Annotated in this window: 20 protein-coding genes; 3 read left to right on the top strand and 17 right to left on the bottom strand. The window is 37.2% G+C overall.

From position 1 onward, the window contains the following. From A3IA_RS11575 to A3IA_RS0101165, 6 genes are all read right to left on the bottom strand, one after another. Positions 1-1,368 (bottom strand): phage head morphogenesis protein, encoded by a 1,368-nt coding sequence (locus A3IA_RS11575; RefSeq protein WP_018379509.1) that lies wholly within the window; start codon positions 1,366-1,368, stop codon positions 1-3. Beyond that, complete coding sequence (locus A3IA_RS0101145) at positions 1,349-2,860, bottom strand: phage portal protein (RefSeq protein ID WP_018379510.1); 1,512 nt, start codon at positions 2,858-2,860, stop codon at positions 1,349-1,351. Before A3IA_RS0101145 ends, A3IA_RS11575 begins: the two co-directional genes overlap by 20 nt. A 12-nt stretch (positions 2,861-2,872) precedes the next feature. Further along, positions 2,873-4,147: a PBSX family phage terminase large subunit gene (locus tag A3IA_RS0101150; RefSeq protein WP_018379511.1), complete on the bottom strand. Its 1,275-nt coding sequence runs from the start codon at positions 4,145-4,147 to the stop codon at positions 2,873-2,875. Then, a complete protein-coding gene (locus A3IA_RS0101155; RefSeq protein WP_018379512.1) occupies positions 4,131-4,661 on the bottom strand; it encodes a terminase small subunit in 531 nt (176 codons plus the stop codon). Before A3IA_RS0101155 ends, A3IA_RS0101150 begins: the two co-directional genes overlap by 17 nt. Positions 4,662-4,719: 58 nt before the next feature. Next, positions 4,720-5,589, bottom strand: a complete 870-nt coding sequence (locus tag A3IA_RS0101160; RefSeq protein WP_018379513.1) for a hypothetical protein — start codon at positions 5,587-5,589, stop codon at positions 4,720-4,722. Between the two features lie 347 nt (positions 5,590-5,936). Further along, complete coding sequence (locus A3IA_RS0101165; protein WP_018379514.1) at positions 5,937-6,365, bottom strand: DUF1492 domain-containing protein; 429 nt, start codon at positions 6,363-6,365, stop codon at positions 5,937-5,939. Between the two features lie 140 nt (positions 6,366-6,505). Between A3IA_RS0101165 and mazE the strand changes: the two genes are divergently transcribed. After that, positions 6,506-6,718, top strand: coding sequence for a type II toxin-antitoxin system PemI/MazE family antitoxin (gene mazE, locus A3IA_RS0101170; protein WP_018379515.1), 213 nt, complete (start codon positions 6,506-6,508; stop codon positions 6,716-6,718). Further along, positions 6,711-7,055 (top strand): type II toxin-antitoxin system PemK/MazF family toxin, encoded by a 345-nt coding sequence (locus tag A3IA_RS0101175; RefSeq protein ID WP_018379516.1) that lies wholly within the window; start codon positions 6,711-6,713, stop codon positions 7,053-7,055. Before mazE ends, A3IA_RS0101175 begins: the two co-directional genes overlap by 8 nt. A gap of 19 nt (positions 7,056-7,074) precedes the next feature. Here A3IA_RS0101175 and A3IA_RS0101180 read toward each other — a convergent pair whose 3' ends face one another. From A3IA_RS0101180 to A3IA_RS0101235, 11 genes are all read right to left on the bottom strand, one after another. Then, positions 7,075-7,383, bottom strand: a complete 309-nt coding sequence (locus A3IA_RS0101180) for a hypothetical protein (RefSeq protein WP_018379517.1) — start codon at positions 7,381-7,383, stop codon at positions 7,075-7,077. Further along, a complete protein-coding gene (locus tag A3IA_RS0101185) occupies positions 7,373-7,582 on the bottom strand; it encodes a hypothetical protein (protein ID WP_018379518.1) in 210 nt (69 codons plus the stop codon). The genes A3IA_RS0101180 and A3IA_RS0101185 overlap by 11 nt, the downstream gene beginning before the upstream one ends. Beyond that, positions 7,582-7,968 carry a RusA family crossover junction endodeoxyribonuclease gene (locus A3IA_RS0101190; RefSeq protein ID WP_018379519.1) on the bottom strand — a complete coding sequence of 129 codons (387 nt, stop codon included), beginning with the start codon at positions 7,966-7,968 and terminating at the stop codon, positions 7,582-7,584. The genes A3IA_RS0101185 and A3IA_RS0101190 overlap by 1 nt, the downstream gene beginning before the upstream one ends. Before the next feature lie 147 nt (positions 7,969-8,115). Then, positions 8,116-8,946, bottom strand: a complete 831-nt coding sequence (locus A3IA_RS0101195; protein WP_018379520.1) for a PD-(D/E)XK nuclease-like domain-containing protein — start codon at positions 8,944-8,946, stop codon at positions 8,116-8,118. 6 nt (positions 8,947-8,952) lie between these two features. Continuing rightward, entirely contained in the window at positions 8,953-9,930 is a 978-nt protein-coding gene (locus A3IA_RS0101200) for a recombinase RecT (RefSeq protein ID WP_018379521.1), read from the bottom strand. A gap of 151 nt (positions 9,931-10,081) precedes the next feature. Beyond that, positions 10,082-10,288 (bottom strand): hypothetical protein, encoded by a 207-nt coding sequence (locus A3IA_RS0101210; RefSeq protein WP_018379523.1) that lies wholly within the window; start codon positions 10,286-10,288, stop codon positions 10,082-10,084. After that, the gene (locus A3IA_RS0101215; RefSeq protein WP_018379524.1) at positions 10,285-10,470 is read right to left on the bottom strand and encodes a hypothetical protein; all 186 of its coding nucleotides are present in this window, start codon (positions 10,468-10,470) and stop codon (positions 10,285-10,287) included. The genes A3IA_RS0101210 and A3IA_RS0101215 overlap by 4 nt, the downstream gene beginning before the upstream one ends. After that, positions 10,467-10,808, bottom strand: coding sequence for a hypothetical protein (locus tag A3IA_RS0101220; protein ID WP_018379525.1), 342 nt, complete (start codon positions 10,806-10,808; stop codon positions 10,467-10,469). Before A3IA_RS0101220 ends, A3IA_RS0101215 begins: the two co-directional genes overlap by 4 nt. Further along, entirely contained in the window at positions 10,795-11,028 is a 234-nt protein-coding gene (locus tag A3IA_RS0101225; RefSeq protein WP_018379526.1) for a hypothetical protein, read from the bottom strand. The genes A3IA_RS0101220 and A3IA_RS0101225 overlap by 14 nt, the downstream gene beginning before the upstream one ends. Further along, positions 11,009-11,866, bottom strand: coding sequence for a DnaD domain-containing protein (locus A3IA_RS12400; protein ID WP_018379527.1), 858 nt, complete (start codon positions 11,864-11,866; stop codon positions 11,009-11,011). Before A3IA_RS12400 ends, A3IA_RS0101225 begins: the two co-directional genes overlap by 20 nt. After that, positions 11,866-12,087: a hypothetical protein gene (locus A3IA_RS0101235; protein WP_018379528.1), complete on the bottom strand. Its 222-nt coding sequence runs from the start codon at positions 12,085-12,087 to the stop codon at positions 11,866-11,868. Before A3IA_RS0101235 ends, A3IA_RS12400 begins: the two co-directional genes overlap by 1 nt. 262 nt (positions 12,088-12,349) lie before the next feature. On the opposite strand from A3IA_RS0101235, the gene A3IA_RS0101245 reads away from it, so the two are divergent. Beyond that, positions 12,350-12,541: a hypothetical protein gene (locus A3IA_RS0101245; RefSeq protein ID WP_018379530.1), complete on the top strand. Its 192-nt coding sequence runs from the start codon at positions 12,350-12,352 to the stop codon at positions 12,539-12,541. The last annotated feature ends 34 nt before the right edge of the window (positions 12,542-12,575 follow it).

Consider the following 12,575-nt stretch of genomic DNA (forward strand, 5'->3'; position numbering starts at 1 on the left):
TTAATCACCTTCCTCGTAGTTATATTTTTGGTTAGCTAATTTGTGGGCATCGTCATAGGCCATTTTAAAAACATTCATATAATAGTGCTCTAAAGCTTCGTGTTTAAGCATCGTTGTATCATTCTCAACAATATCGCCAATCATCAAACGCTGAAGAGATAATGCCATGTCGTAATGAGGATAAAAAGTTCTCATTCGATATTCAAATTCCTCACTATCCCATAACATATACTGATTATCTAGAATATGTTCTAAAGCAGTATAGACTGTTTCTTTATTTACTCCGCTACGTTTTGATATTTTAGAAACAACCAAATTTCTTTTCGAGTTACGTAACTGATTATAATAACGTTCAGCAAATTCATCTTGTTGTTTTTTAATATCTCCCCTTTTGGAAGATATGGCGCCACTGCCCTTCATGCCTTGATTATACGACTTTTCTTCCACAGAATCAAGCGATGCAGCATCCAATTCATCGTCATCAGGGATAATTCCTGACCGACAATTATAGTGAAAAGGTGGAGCTGTTACACCAGCCTTAAATTCAGACAACTCATAACGCTTGTCCTCTTCAGCAATTGCACGACAAGTTTCAGTTGTCCTTTCATCTAGATGAACCATAATGCGATAATATTTCAATCCTGCATCTTGATAACGTCTAGCCACTGAATTAGCAATGACTGCTGTGCCATCAGTTCGCACTAACGTTTGAGCCCGACTTTTCGCTACGTTATATTTACTAGCAATAGCCTGCGCCATCGTCCGAGGATTCTCACCTCGGATGAAACCTCGGCGCAAAGTTTCTTTTAAATCCTTTGCTAAGTTATCAGTATGCTTCCACAAATCTTCTGAATAATTACGACCATTTATCGGAGTTCTTGCTAATTCTTCGATAGCTGGAGTATTAATACCGACCGCATGACCTCCCATTGCTTTTCGATAAGCATATTTAGCAACACCTTTTAAATAACTTCCAAAACTTTTTTGTAGTTTGCTATTTAGTATTCCAATACGATACGTTAACTCCAAGTTTAACATCTCTAAACGCGTTGCTTTAGCCGATGTGTATTGCTCATTAAGTCGTTCTAATAATTCAGGGTCTTTTTCAGCCTGTTTAAAGTATTTTTGAGCGTTCGATTGATAATCAGATAAATCTTCATTTCTCAAACGTTCCATGGCTCGCTCTACTGCTAATCCATTTTCATTAGCATATAAACCGTAAAAAGCATAAAGCTCTTTTTGAATCTGGGCTGATTCATCAGCATATAATTTAGTCAGTTCTGCAAAAAAATCAAAATCAGTCTGATCTACATAACGTAAAATATCAACTATACGATTTTGCCAGTAATCAAGGCGTTTCATGGACATATCTAAAACCTCCTAGTCTAGGGCTAGGTTCTTCTTTCTTGCCTTCTTGGTCTTTCAAGCGCTGCATCTCTTTTTCTGCATCAACACCAGTTACCAGATTTAGTATTTCGAAGATAGTCTGATCACTCACCATTCCATACAATGTTTTAGCAATCGTTACTAAATCATTGTTATTTTTCGGAATATTTGGCGTAAAGACAATGGATGTACGATTAATAGCGTCGTAAGCGACAGAATCACTACCTTTTATCTTCCAAATATTGACAGCAAGCCTTAGTCGTCTCATCAGCCCCCTTTTAAAGAGCCTCTCCCTTTTAGCTCTGTAATTATCCGATGCCATAAGTTTATACTTCATAGCTTCACCAGTTTGTGTACCTGCAAAACTTTCATCGGTGCTATCTGGCGTAAAAGTAAAACGTAAGATATCTTTGACCAATCTATTCTTGTAAGCTTCGGCACCCGTAGCATCGTATTCTTTCTTGAGATAGTAGGCATCAGGTTTAGCACCATTTGGGTTAGGATTATCATCAAGAATAAGCACCTTAGCCTTTTTATAACCAATTGAAATAGCCAAACGACCATTTGGATTAATACGACCATCTTCCAGAAAATCTTTTTCCTCAGCACCAGTGTATGGATTGCCAGTAATTACCAAAATGGCATCATTGCTATCTTGCTGGAAGTTAGCCAATTCAGATTGTGATAAATCATAAGCATCCATAGCATCTAATACGTTCTCAAATGCTCCTGTACGATCGCTATTATTGCTATATTCGTTGATAGGCACACCATTGAAGAAATGTTCTTCGTCATCTACTAGGTGCATTCCTAGCTCTTCTTGATTATCATCAGTGTAAGTATAAATCTCACCAGAAGTGTAAACCACATACACCTCTTTTTTATGGCCATCACCATAATCGACTGTGTAATAATTAACACCAAAAAGCGAATTTCTTTCGTGAGTATCATCATAAACAACAAATGTTTGTTGCGGATCAAGCTTATATAATTTGATTTGAACTGGACTGGATTCTTCCTGTTTGTAAGTAGCCAGCAACTCATAAGCACGACCATAAATCGATAAATCTGTCATCAACTCAATGTTGTGATATTCCTCATTTGTGACTGAGCTAAATTCTTCGATTTTCTGTTGAATAACGGCATCCTCATTTTTGTACTCTACAGGATTCCCTAGCATATACCCTTGTTCGAAAATCGTAATATATTTAGCAAAATCACTAGCAATTCGATTATCAGCTGCAAATTGATCTGTCTTGTCGGGTCTATACTTGATATTGTTATCGCCAAGATAATATCGTTTCAACTCTTTCAATCGTTCGAGTTGTGTTTTATGCCTTGATACATAGCGTTTAAGTTGCTCAATCCATTTTTCTGATTCAAAATCAACAATCTCGTAGTCTTCGGTTCTCATGATGATTTGATCATTGGATTGGGGACTGAAACGTGTACCTTTTAAAAAATTCACTTCCATAAGTAGTCACCTTTAAAAATAATATTTAGCATTTTCCATCCTTTTTCTAACGGATTTGTTTTGAAAAATCCTATCCTGTGCAGCGTACCTAATTGCATCTATGCAATGGTTGTAACTATCTACTGGCTTGTTGATGTACTCATTCGTTTTCTTATCTTTTTGCCAAGTATAGTTTTCCAGTTCCTCAATAGTCTTCACACACCGTTCATCAACGACAATGTCATACTGCAAAAGATACTGAATGCCTTGCATAACAGTTCCTGGTCCTTTCTGGACATCAATCATTCTAGGTATACCTAAATTACGCAACTCCTGATTCGATTTCTTTTCAGCAGAATCTCCCCTGATTTCCTCTTTGGCATATCCTAAACTTTTGATAGCTTCGGCTATTTTGTCATTTGTCAGGTTCTTTCTAACGTACTCCTCCATGATGTAGAGTTGCTTATTTTCATCATCAATCTTGATGTGCATAAAGGCTGAAGGGTCATTGATAAAACCGTAGTCCAGACCAAAGTAAGACGGCAAATGCGCCAGCTTGTCCTTGTTAAGTAGTCTTTTCTCATACTTTGGAAAGACCAGCTTGTCAAGGGTAGCAAATTCGCCCAGGGCATAGATTTTGTAATAAGCTTCGTTCCTGTTTGCCAACTCCTCGATATTCTCTTTAGTCACTTCATCCAAAAAGCGATTATCTTTGTAAGACGTATGATAGACAACAGTATTTTTAGGAGATTTTACAAAGAAAGCATTATAAGTCCAGTTGACTTTAGAGACTGGGTTAAACATCAAGTAGATTTGCTTTTGCTTATGCTTGCGATCACGCAGACGAAGCGTTAACTGCGTGTAATCATCTAAGGTAAATTCAGACGCTTCTTCCATGACGACATCTGATATGCCTTTGATAGATTTGATTTTCTCTGGGTTGTCAAGCCCTTTAAAAATAAACTGAGCGCCATTTGGCAACTCAATCCTGTACGCTGAATTATTAACTTTGCACTTGTCTAGCAACCCCCAAACACTAAGACATTGCTTCACGTCCTCAAAGATTGAATCATAGACGGTTGAACCAACCTTACGCAAAAAAAGCACCTTGCGAAGGTGCTTCCAGTCTTGACACGATTTAAAGACAATTTTCTGAATCACGCCATGACTTTTACCACTTGAAGCTCCGCCATAATGGACTTCCGTGAATGTGTCATAGTCATAGAGTTTATCGTAAATATGCTTGTTAAATACTCGGCTAGGGTACTCAATGGTAATATTGATTTTTGACTTAGTCTTCATCAGCATCCCAATCACCTACTTTAATATCAATATTACGCTGTGTGATGTCGATATTAGTTTGATACATCCCTTTAGATCTAGCCGCCTTGTCAGCAGCATTCAGACGGATAGATAAGTCTGCTGGCACTTCCTTTACGACCTGTTCGCCTTCGCCAACGCCAACTAATTTAACATCTTTGATTTTCCCACGAACAACATCAGCCCAGAACTGTTCAATTTCCAAATTCGATAAAATTGATAATTCTGTTTGTCGTTCATCAAAGGCCAATTTTAATTTTTCAACGACTGGTGGAATATGTAGGAACTTTTCAGACCCACCCAACATCTTATGCGCTGTTGTATGAGCACTTTTCTCGCTAAAACCAGCCTCTTTAGCAGCTTCAGCAGCGTTTGAAAAACCATTAGCCATATAATTTAAGATAAATGATTTCTGTCTACTTCTAGAGGTAGACCAGTCCGACATTAAATCCAAAGCATAAGTTTTAAGCTCGTCGATTAATTTTTGATTTTGTTGTGACATCGCTACCTCCTTTCAGACATAATAAAAAGCCACATTCTAAAACGTGACATTTTTTGTATCAAACTTTTTCTAAAATTTTTACACCAATGACTTTTTCACTTAATGGACTAGTGGGATCAAAAATCACTCTTTTTTTACAGATATATTTAACTTTATGTAAGACCCCCGATTTTAAGAATTCAGGATAATGTAAATCTTTTGCTACCTCAAACTTATATTCAGCATTATTAAACGACTCACTATCGGATATTTTTATTTTCCCTGTGTAATTATGTGAATTTAAAACAGTAATTTCACCAGTTACTTCAAATACTTCATCCGTTAGATAGGTTCTCTGTTTAAATAAGTCGGCATTTTCTAAATTTAGAGTCAAATCGTCCTCTTCGGTCCCGAAATTTATGGAATTTACTTTTTGGTCAACTGACTTAGCCATATCCCCAAAGTGAGGAGCCAATTCTTGCCCTAGTTCTGTAACATACGAAGGAAATTCCTGATTAATAGTAACATCATTACCATTATTAATTATAACAATTGCCTTATCTCCTATGTTTGATATATCCACACTTTTCCCTTCTTTCTTAGCTTTAGCAATAGTTTTGACAAAATTAAATGAATTTAATACGCATTCCCAAACTAAATCGCCATGTTCTCCTACAACTGGAACTAAAGGTAAAATATACGTTTGAGTAAAAAGGATAATATCTGCTTTAAAAGAACCTGCTCTAATGTCAGTTATATAAACTTTAAAATCCTCATTATTAGATGTTGTCATTTTGTTCTGACTGGTCAAAAATAAATAAGTTTTTTCTGATATTTTTTCAAAGTTTTGTAATGCTCTTATAAGATATTTTAATTCATAGCCTTTTTCATCATCCATTGCATCTCCAGAAATATGCAACTCAATTCTCTTTTCACCATTATATTCCATTCAAATATTCTCCTATATTTTATCTCTTTAATAATACTATTAAAGAAGCCCTTATACAATAGGGTATAATAGGCTTTTTGATAAAATATGAAGTTTGCAATAAGTGCAATAGGAACAGCAGGAATCGAACCTGCACATAGCGTATCGACGTGGACGTCACACGTACTTGCTCAGGGCGCTACCCTCGCCATTTTCCAATCATGGCTCATGTTCCTAAAATAGCGGGTTTGACTAATATAAAACTTTGCTGTAAATAAATACGCTGATTCAACCATTGTTGCTTCTCGCTATTTCGATAATACTATAATAGCAGACTTATTTGTACCATAGAGGTATCAATTAAGTATTTATTCAGTATTTTCTAGTATCAAATTCAGCTTTTCTTTAGCAATTCTTAGATTTTTAAAGTACTTATTTCTATTTCTGATATCTAGATAATCCATAGCTTCATCGTAATTGTCACATTTTAAGTAAGTGACATTTAAGATGTGTGCTTGTATCATAGGCAACTGCATAATAATACTTGTAATTTCTTCTCTGCGTTTGATTAATTTATCAATCTCTGCTTGATGATACTCTGTTTTATCAATGACTTTGATATTTTTATCCTCTTGCGATTGTCTCAATCCTCCCGTAACTCGCATATCTGACCACTGCGGAGCCGTTAGCAAAGCCCCTCTGATAGCCTCAGAATCTTCAGCAAGCGTCTTGATGATCTTAGGAATAATTCTCAATTCATTTAATAATTCTTCTGCTCTAGTTTGATCTTTACTCACCTTCAACCTCCGTGATATCGTGATATAATAATAGTGCTAATGTTCATTAACACGGAGACCGGCCAGTGCTGGTCTTTTTTACTATTTGCTTTTTTGATTCCAAAGGTGTATACTAAGTGTATACGCAAGGAGGGATACTCATGAATACTGTAAAAACACGTAAAGTCGGCAATTCACTAGCTGTTACCATACCTAAAGAACTAGGGATTGATGAAGGTAAAGAATTTGTTGTCTACAAGGGCATTGATGGCGTTATTGTATTAGCACCTAAAATCCCAAACCCATTTGACAACATGGAACCGTTCATCATGGAAAATGACTTTGAAGGGGTAACACTGCTTGAAAATGAATGATAAGTACATCCCACAAAAGCAAGACATCATTTGGATTGATTTTGACCCCGCTGTTGGCAAAGAGATTCGAAAACGCCGTCCAGCTCTTGTTGTTTCTAGCTATAAGTATAGTAAAACGACAGGTTTTGTCGCTGTCTGTCCAATCACTCATGGCGCAAAAGCATTAGAAAGACGAGGACTTTCCGTTCCCATCACATCCGATAAAGTGGATGGTTCTGTCAATCCCATGCAGCTATACACCTTTGACTATAGAGCTAGAAACGCCAGTAAAATTACACAACTAGATACTTGGAGCTTTCAAAAAGTCGTCCAACTTTACAATTTCATATTTGAATAAGTCAGTATTTGCTGGCTTTTTATTGTCCCCTCTCCAAAATATACTGTGGCACCTTATCGCCCTTATCCAAAAACTGCGCTTCGTCTTCGTTAATCAAAAATCGTCCATAGCCGACAACATCAATATAATCCTCGCCAACTGCTGAAATATACCCCACACCTCCAAATGCTTCAGGTAATTTTGTGACACGTTCGGAAAGGCGTTTATTTTCTTCTCTAAGCCCCTTGTTTGCTTTTGTGGTAGATAGTGCCACCCATAGGCTTAAAAGCGTACAGGCGATTAAAATAGCTTGGATTAGAGGGTTTAAATTAAAAGGTTTATGTTTCATTTTCTAACTCCTCAAAATCAACATAATAGAAATTGCGATAGCTACCATAATCAATGACAAGTTCACCGTTACTATGCCAAAAGTGATAATAATGCAGTGTCCACTCTATATGCTTTTCAACGATGTCAAAAGCTTCTTTGTCCGTCTGACACTCGCCAATCAATGTGCGAGACTCATCGTTCCCATGATAAACTTTCATCACTCTACCTCCTCAATGTCAATTTCAATCCGATATTTTCCTTTGATACCACTCAATCCACCATACTCAAAAGACAAACGTTGTATAATCTTGTAATTATCATCTATCCAAAGACCGCCCTCTGTATAGCCGTCAATCAAAGCTTTAACAGTTGGATATAAATTTGGTGGGTCTAACCGTCGTCTTGTCGGACTAAATACTGTTACGACTACTTGACAAGGACAGCTCTCGGAAAAACTACCCTTGTCTTCTGGTCGTATGTCTGCTTTAGCTAGATATTTCAATTGCTTGGTTATCTTAGCTTGCTTGTAATAGTGCAATCGGTCATTTGAGTTCAGCATCTGTTTATGTTGTTTAGTGTTTGATAAGATATACTCAAACTTCATTAATTTCATTTTCAAATCAAAATCAAGCCCGCCTTTAATTGTGTGAGAATATGGCTAAGACGGGGCTTGTGAAATCCTTATAGCATTCGATTTAATCGTTAACTACAAATCGTTTTCTAGTTCGCTTTTTTCGTGATTCACGGCACGTTATTTATTAATCAAATCATTCAAGCTGATTACTGCATTCAATCTTTTCTTGCTTCTGCAATAATCGCAACGTCCACATGTTTTCGGTTTCTGCTTGTCTTGGATAACATCCCAAACTTCCACGATGTCAGCTTTCAGCTTATTTAGACCTTCTTCTAGCCATTCGTCGTCTATCTTCAAAATATCCTTGTCAGGAACGTTTTCCTTACTGACCGCAACGATGTACGGTCGGAAATCTTTCCCTGTCATTTGCTTCAACAGGTCACGATACAGCCCGAGTTGACCGTGATAGCCAAAATTAAGGATATTGTTAACTGCCGCTGGAACACGTTTCCTTATGTCATTGTTCCATTCTTCGGCATAGAGAGATTTCATGGTTTTCAAATCCACAAAATAACCACGACTGAGATTTACACTATCTAACTTACCTTTAACTGGCACGCCTTCGATGTCACCAAAGACAATCATTTCTTTTTTGACATCGTCACCATGATACCCATGATATAAACTGCTAAACCCATCATCTGTTTTTAAGGAATAAATCATCTCCTCTGCAATCACAAAATCTGCTTTTAGATGACCTTTGTTTTTTCCAGTTTTAGCAAGCAACTTGTCGCCATTTTCTGCTAAAAAAGCTTCGTGAGCTTCGGGGCTTTCGAAATAGCTGTGGACATAATTGCCAAGCAAAAGCGGTGTCTCGTCACGATTTTCTGTCCAGCTACCATTGTCCACGGCATATGCTTTAGCTTGGCATTGTTGGTATCGCTTGAAGCGGGAGTTAGTCAGATAAGACGTATCTTGATAATAATTTTCCTGTGTTAGTTGTTTCATCGTCGATTATTCCTTAATTTGAGTTGTATTTCCTTCAAAAAAGCTCATTTCTTCGTAAACTTCACTAGTTTCTTGTTCAAAGTTGGGAACCTCATCAGTTGAATAACCTTCTTCCGTCATTTCTTCACTGGTTGGAATTGATTCCTCAACTGGTGTCACATCTTTAGGAGATGTTTTTGGTTCTTCCTTAACCTCAACTAGTTCAGTTGGTTTAGATTGGTTTTCAATCGGATCTCCAAGGATAGCACCCAGCGTCTCAACTGGTTCAGTCGGTGTCACATCTTTAGTTTGACGGTCTTCCTCGTACTCGTTTTCTGTTGTCCTATTAACTGCATCGATGAACAAGTCATTATCGTCGCTGGTATTAAAGAATTGTTTAGCAGCACGGTTGATGACTGTACGCTTTGCCATTTCTTGAGGAAAATTATTTTGGACGTTCTTTGTTTTAGCTTGCGCCCAAGATTTGTCGATTTCCTTTTTGGTCATAACTGTTAAGATTTTTTCCCCATCCACTTTTTCGATAATGCAATAAGCACCGATGATAGCATTGTCTGCGTTCATCCAATCTGTATCATGACTGACAAATACTTTTCGACCATTTTCATTTTTGATTTTAAAATCATCACCTTCGTAAATAACTTCCGCAAAAATATCTTTAACCTCTGGAAGTTGTTTCACCACTTTCATTGTTCCAAAATATGAGCGATTAAGTTTCACTGTATTACCGTAAGGGATAAAATAACACTGCGTTTTAGCTGGACTAAGCCCCTGTGTCACCATATCTAATAAAGCGTTATAAATACTTTCTGATGTACATGTTTCAAGCAAGTTCCCGCTACCAGAATTTTTTAAAGCGTAGTAAGCTGAGCTGAGAGCGTTACTCACACTGTAATTAGGGGCAATTAGCAACCCCTCACCTCTCATTGCTTGGATTCTTGTTGCCACATTTGATGTGACTTGTTTTTGAGTCAATTCATTAGTCATTTTATTCGTCCCTTCATCTTCCTAAGTCTCCAATTTTCAGCAGTTAGTTCTTTGTTTCTCTTACTTAGCATTGCGATTTTATCTGCTTGTTGATTGATCACGTCTCCAAGTTCCTCCATCAACTCAAAGTATTCTCGTATTGCCATTTCCATCATCGGATAATTTTCACTTTCTCAGCTTTTTGTAGTTTTTCAAGCGCATCTTCAAGCGACATGTCCAATCTGATAATAGCTTCACTGTCATCGGTAGTGTTAAACGACAGAAGTGTAATAGTTTTTCCATAATGGTTGTTTCTTTCGCTCAATCCTCTGATGTGGTCTGGATTGATGTAATTCCCATCTAAATTTACTAAAATCATAATTGCACCCACCCCTCTTCAAGTCTGTAATCGTGTAGTTCTTTTATAAAGGTTTTCACCTCTTTAAGTTCGCTCACTAACTCGCTTTCGTTCTCTAGACTTAAATGCAAAATAGCTTCATTAATCATCTCATTCACGTCCAGAAATTTATCCATGTACTCAACCAAATCTAAGTCTTTCATGCTGTCTCACCTTTCCAATACTCGCTAAGGTCAACACTCATAACTGCTGCAAGATTATTCTGCTCTGTCAAAATCTGCTTACGATATGGTGCTGTACCTGCCATGCGCTCGTCCTCATTCCGTGGGATATAGTATCCGCTTGGTTGCGTTTTCTTCGCTACAATCGGATGTTTGTAAAACACTCTCAAAGTCTCAATGATTTCTTCTAGTCCACGCTTTGATAAGCCAATCTTCTCTTTAATTCGTTTAGCTTTGACTGGTTCTTCAAACGTGCCTTTGTTAACAATCATGTTCAGTACATTCGCTTCTACTGCTGTCATTTCTCTAGTTTCTGTCATTACTTAATACTCTTTCAAATAAAATATCTGTCGCTTCTTTTGATGTGATCCCAATACCATGAGCATATAAATTAATCGGGTTCATGATTGGCTTAACACCATCGACAACTTCTCCTTTTTTTGTGTATTCCACAAATTTGTTAAACGTCTCTTGTGTTGCTGTCCTGCCATAATGTTTTTTGATAATACGGTGATAGTCTTCAAAAAGCTGTTGGGTCATCGGAATAATCCTCCGTAACTTCTACTTTCAAGCTATCCAAATCTGGGGCTTTGTAATCAGGATTTGACCATTCAGGGACGTTAGTTTTTTGTGGAGCAGTGGTTGATGTTTTGGATTTTTGTTGTTCAAACTCTTCTTGCTCTTTGTTAGCTTGTTCGACTGTTGTAAAACCTTTTTTCTTCCAGTTATCCAGAATGCTAAAAGTATAAGCTGGCGCTACAATTCCTTGTTCGGTTGTTCTAATAACTGCTAGCTTTACCAAATCCATATCCATTCCCTCAAGTCCAATATAGTCAAGTAATCTTTGGATGTGGTTGTCATTTGCTTTTAGTCCTTCAGCTCTGATAAATTGACCAAAGTTGAGATTTGATTTTGGTGGTGGATTATATCCTCCACTATCCTCACCTATCCTATCCTTACCTATCCTATCCTTACCTATCCTATACTGGGCGGACATTTGGTTGTCATTTGGTTGCCACTTGGTCGTCACTTGGTTGTCAAGTTGGTAAACACCATTATTATCAAGGGATAGCAGGCTTCTCTCATCAGTATAGATTGTTGGTTTAATCCTATCTTTGCGAATTTTATTGTTAACGTTCCAATCTTTAACAACAGTCACACCACTTTCGAAAATAATGATGAATCCTTTAGCTTGAAGTAGTTTCAAATCATCAATATTGGCTCCATAAGCACGACTCAACATGCGAGCATTCCCAATAAAACCCTCGTCATCAGCTTCCATTCCTAAATCGTAATAGAGCAATCTAGTCGATTGGGGCATATCTACAAATTTGTCGCTAGTTGTAATTTCTTTGCTAAACATTCTTCTCTGTGCCATTAAAGTTTTTCGTTCCCAATGAAGAGTTCTTCAGTCGGAACAGATACCTCCTTAATCTCAACGTTATTTAAAGAATAATTGATAAAGCGACTAATAGTTGAGCTAATGACGAGGTCATTTTCATTGCAAAAATCAACTAATCTATCATAAACATCGCGCTCCATCCTCACCATAGGATTTCGTTTATTGTACTTTTTATAGCTATCTTTGGTGTTATCCATAATTCCTATCTCCCCCGCATTTGAATCACCGCTCCATATCTTTCTAGATATTTTGGTGTTTCTACTGTATTCTTACTGTTTTCTACTGTATTTTCTGTGTCGATTTGGCTCGGTATTTTGACGAGCTGATACATTAGCCATAGAGTTATCAAAATCACGACAGTGAGCCAAAATGGGCTTAAATTGAGTTCTTGAATCATATCTCTAAAATCACTTTCTTTAGTTATAATATCCTTATTAAAAAGTAAAGGAGGTGCCCCACATGCTTGACCCTTACATCCCTGGTCAATACATTCAAAGGGAAATTGATGAAATCATTGAATTAGTTCGTGACCGTAGCAAGTTCGAACCTGTGAGAGTTCGTGAAGTCCAAGAACACATTCAAAAAATTCTTATTCAGCATGAAGCTGAGATTCTAGCTCGTCTTGAGCAAACTCAAAATCCCAAGGTTTGAGAAATGCTAAGTGTCGTTGCTTAGTTTCTTCTAT

The organism is Streptococcus thoraltensis DSM 12221, from assembly GCF_000380145.1.
Lineage (GTDB): Bacteria > Bacillota > Bacilli > Lactobacillales > Streptococcaceae > Streptococcus > Streptococcus thoraltensis.

What these genes read in the sequence shown, in the direction of transcription:
- A3IA_RS11575 (WP_018379509.1), bottom strand. Translation starts at nt 1,368, where the DNA reads ATGTCCATGAAACGCCTTGATTACTGGCAAAATCGTATAGTTGATATT.
- A3IA_RS0101145 (WP_018379510.1), bottom strand. Translation starts at nt 2,860, where the DNA reads ATGGAAGTGAATTTTTTAAAAGGTACACGTTTCAGTCCCCAATCCAAT.
- A3IA_RS0101150 (WP_018379511.1), bottom strand. Translation starts at nt 4,147, where the DNA reads ATGCTGATGAAGACTAAGTCAAAAATCAATATTACCATTGAGTACCCT.
- A3IA_RS0101155 (WP_018379512.1), bottom strand. Translation starts at nt 4,661, where the DNA reads ATGTCACAACAAAATCAAAAATTAATCGACGAGCTTAAAACTTATGCT.
- A3IA_RS0101160 (WP_018379513.1), bottom strand. Translation starts at nt 5,589, where the DNA reads ATGGAATATAATGGTGAAAAGAGAATTGAGTTGCATATTTCTGGAGAT.
- mazE (WP_018379515.1), top strand. Translation starts at nt 6,506, where the DNA reads ATGAATACTGTAAAAACACGTAAAGTCGGCAATTCACTAGCTGTTACC.
- A3IA_RS0101175 (WP_018379516.1), top strand. Translation starts at nt 6,711, where the DNA reads ATGAATGATAAGTACATCCCACAAAAGCAAGACATCATTTGGATTGAT.
- A3IA_RS0101180 (WP_018379517.1), bottom strand. Translation starts at nt 7,383, where the DNA reads ATGAAACATAAACCTTTTAATTTAAACCCTCTAATCCAAGCTATTTTA.
- A3IA_RS0101185 (WP_018379518.1), bottom strand. Translation starts at nt 7,582, where the DNA reads ATGAAAGTTTATCATGGGAACGATGAGTCTCGCACATTGATTGGCGAG.
- A3IA_RS0101190 (WP_018379519.1), bottom strand. Translation starts at nt 7,968, where the DNA reads ATGAAGTTTGAGTATATCTTATCAAACACTAAACAACATAAACAGATG.
- A3IA_RS0101195 (WP_018379520.1), bottom strand. Translation starts at nt 8,946, where the DNA reads ATGAAACAACTAACACAGGAAAATTATTATCAAGATACGTCTTATCTG.
- A3IA_RS0101200 (WP_018379521.1), bottom strand. Translation starts at nt 9,930, where the DNA reads ATGACTAATGAATTGACTCAAAAACAAGTCACATCAAATGTGGCAACA.
- A3IA_RS0101210 (WP_018379523.1), bottom strand. Translation starts at nt 10,288, where the DNA reads ATGATTTTAGTAAATTTAGATGGGAATTACATCAATCCAGACCACATC.
- A3IA_RS0101215 (WP_018379524.1), bottom strand. Translation starts at nt 10,470, where the DNA reads ATGAAAGACTTAGATTTGGTTGAGTACATGGATAAATTTCTGGACGTG.
- A3IA_RS0101220 (WP_018379525.1), bottom strand. Translation starts at nt 10,808, where the DNA reads ATGACAGAAACTAGAGAAATGACAGCAGTAGAAGCGAATGTACTGAAC.
- A3IA_RS0101225 (WP_018379526.1), bottom strand. Translation starts at nt 11,028, where the DNA reads ATGACCCAACAGCTTTTTGAAGACTATCACCGTATTATCAAAAAACAT.
- A3IA_RS12400 (WP_018379527.1), bottom strand. Translation starts at nt 11,866, where the DNA reads ATGGCACAGAGAAGAATGTTTAGCAAAGAAATTACAACTAGCGACAAA.
- A3IA_RS0101235 (WP_018379528.1), bottom strand. Translation starts at nt 12,087, where the DNA reads ATGGATAACACCAAAGATAGCTATAAAAAGTACAATAAACGAAATCCT.
- A3IA_RS0101245 (WP_018379530.1), top strand. Translation starts at nt 12,350, where the DNA reads ATGCTTGACCCTTACATCCCTGGTCAATACATTCAAAGGGAAATTGAT.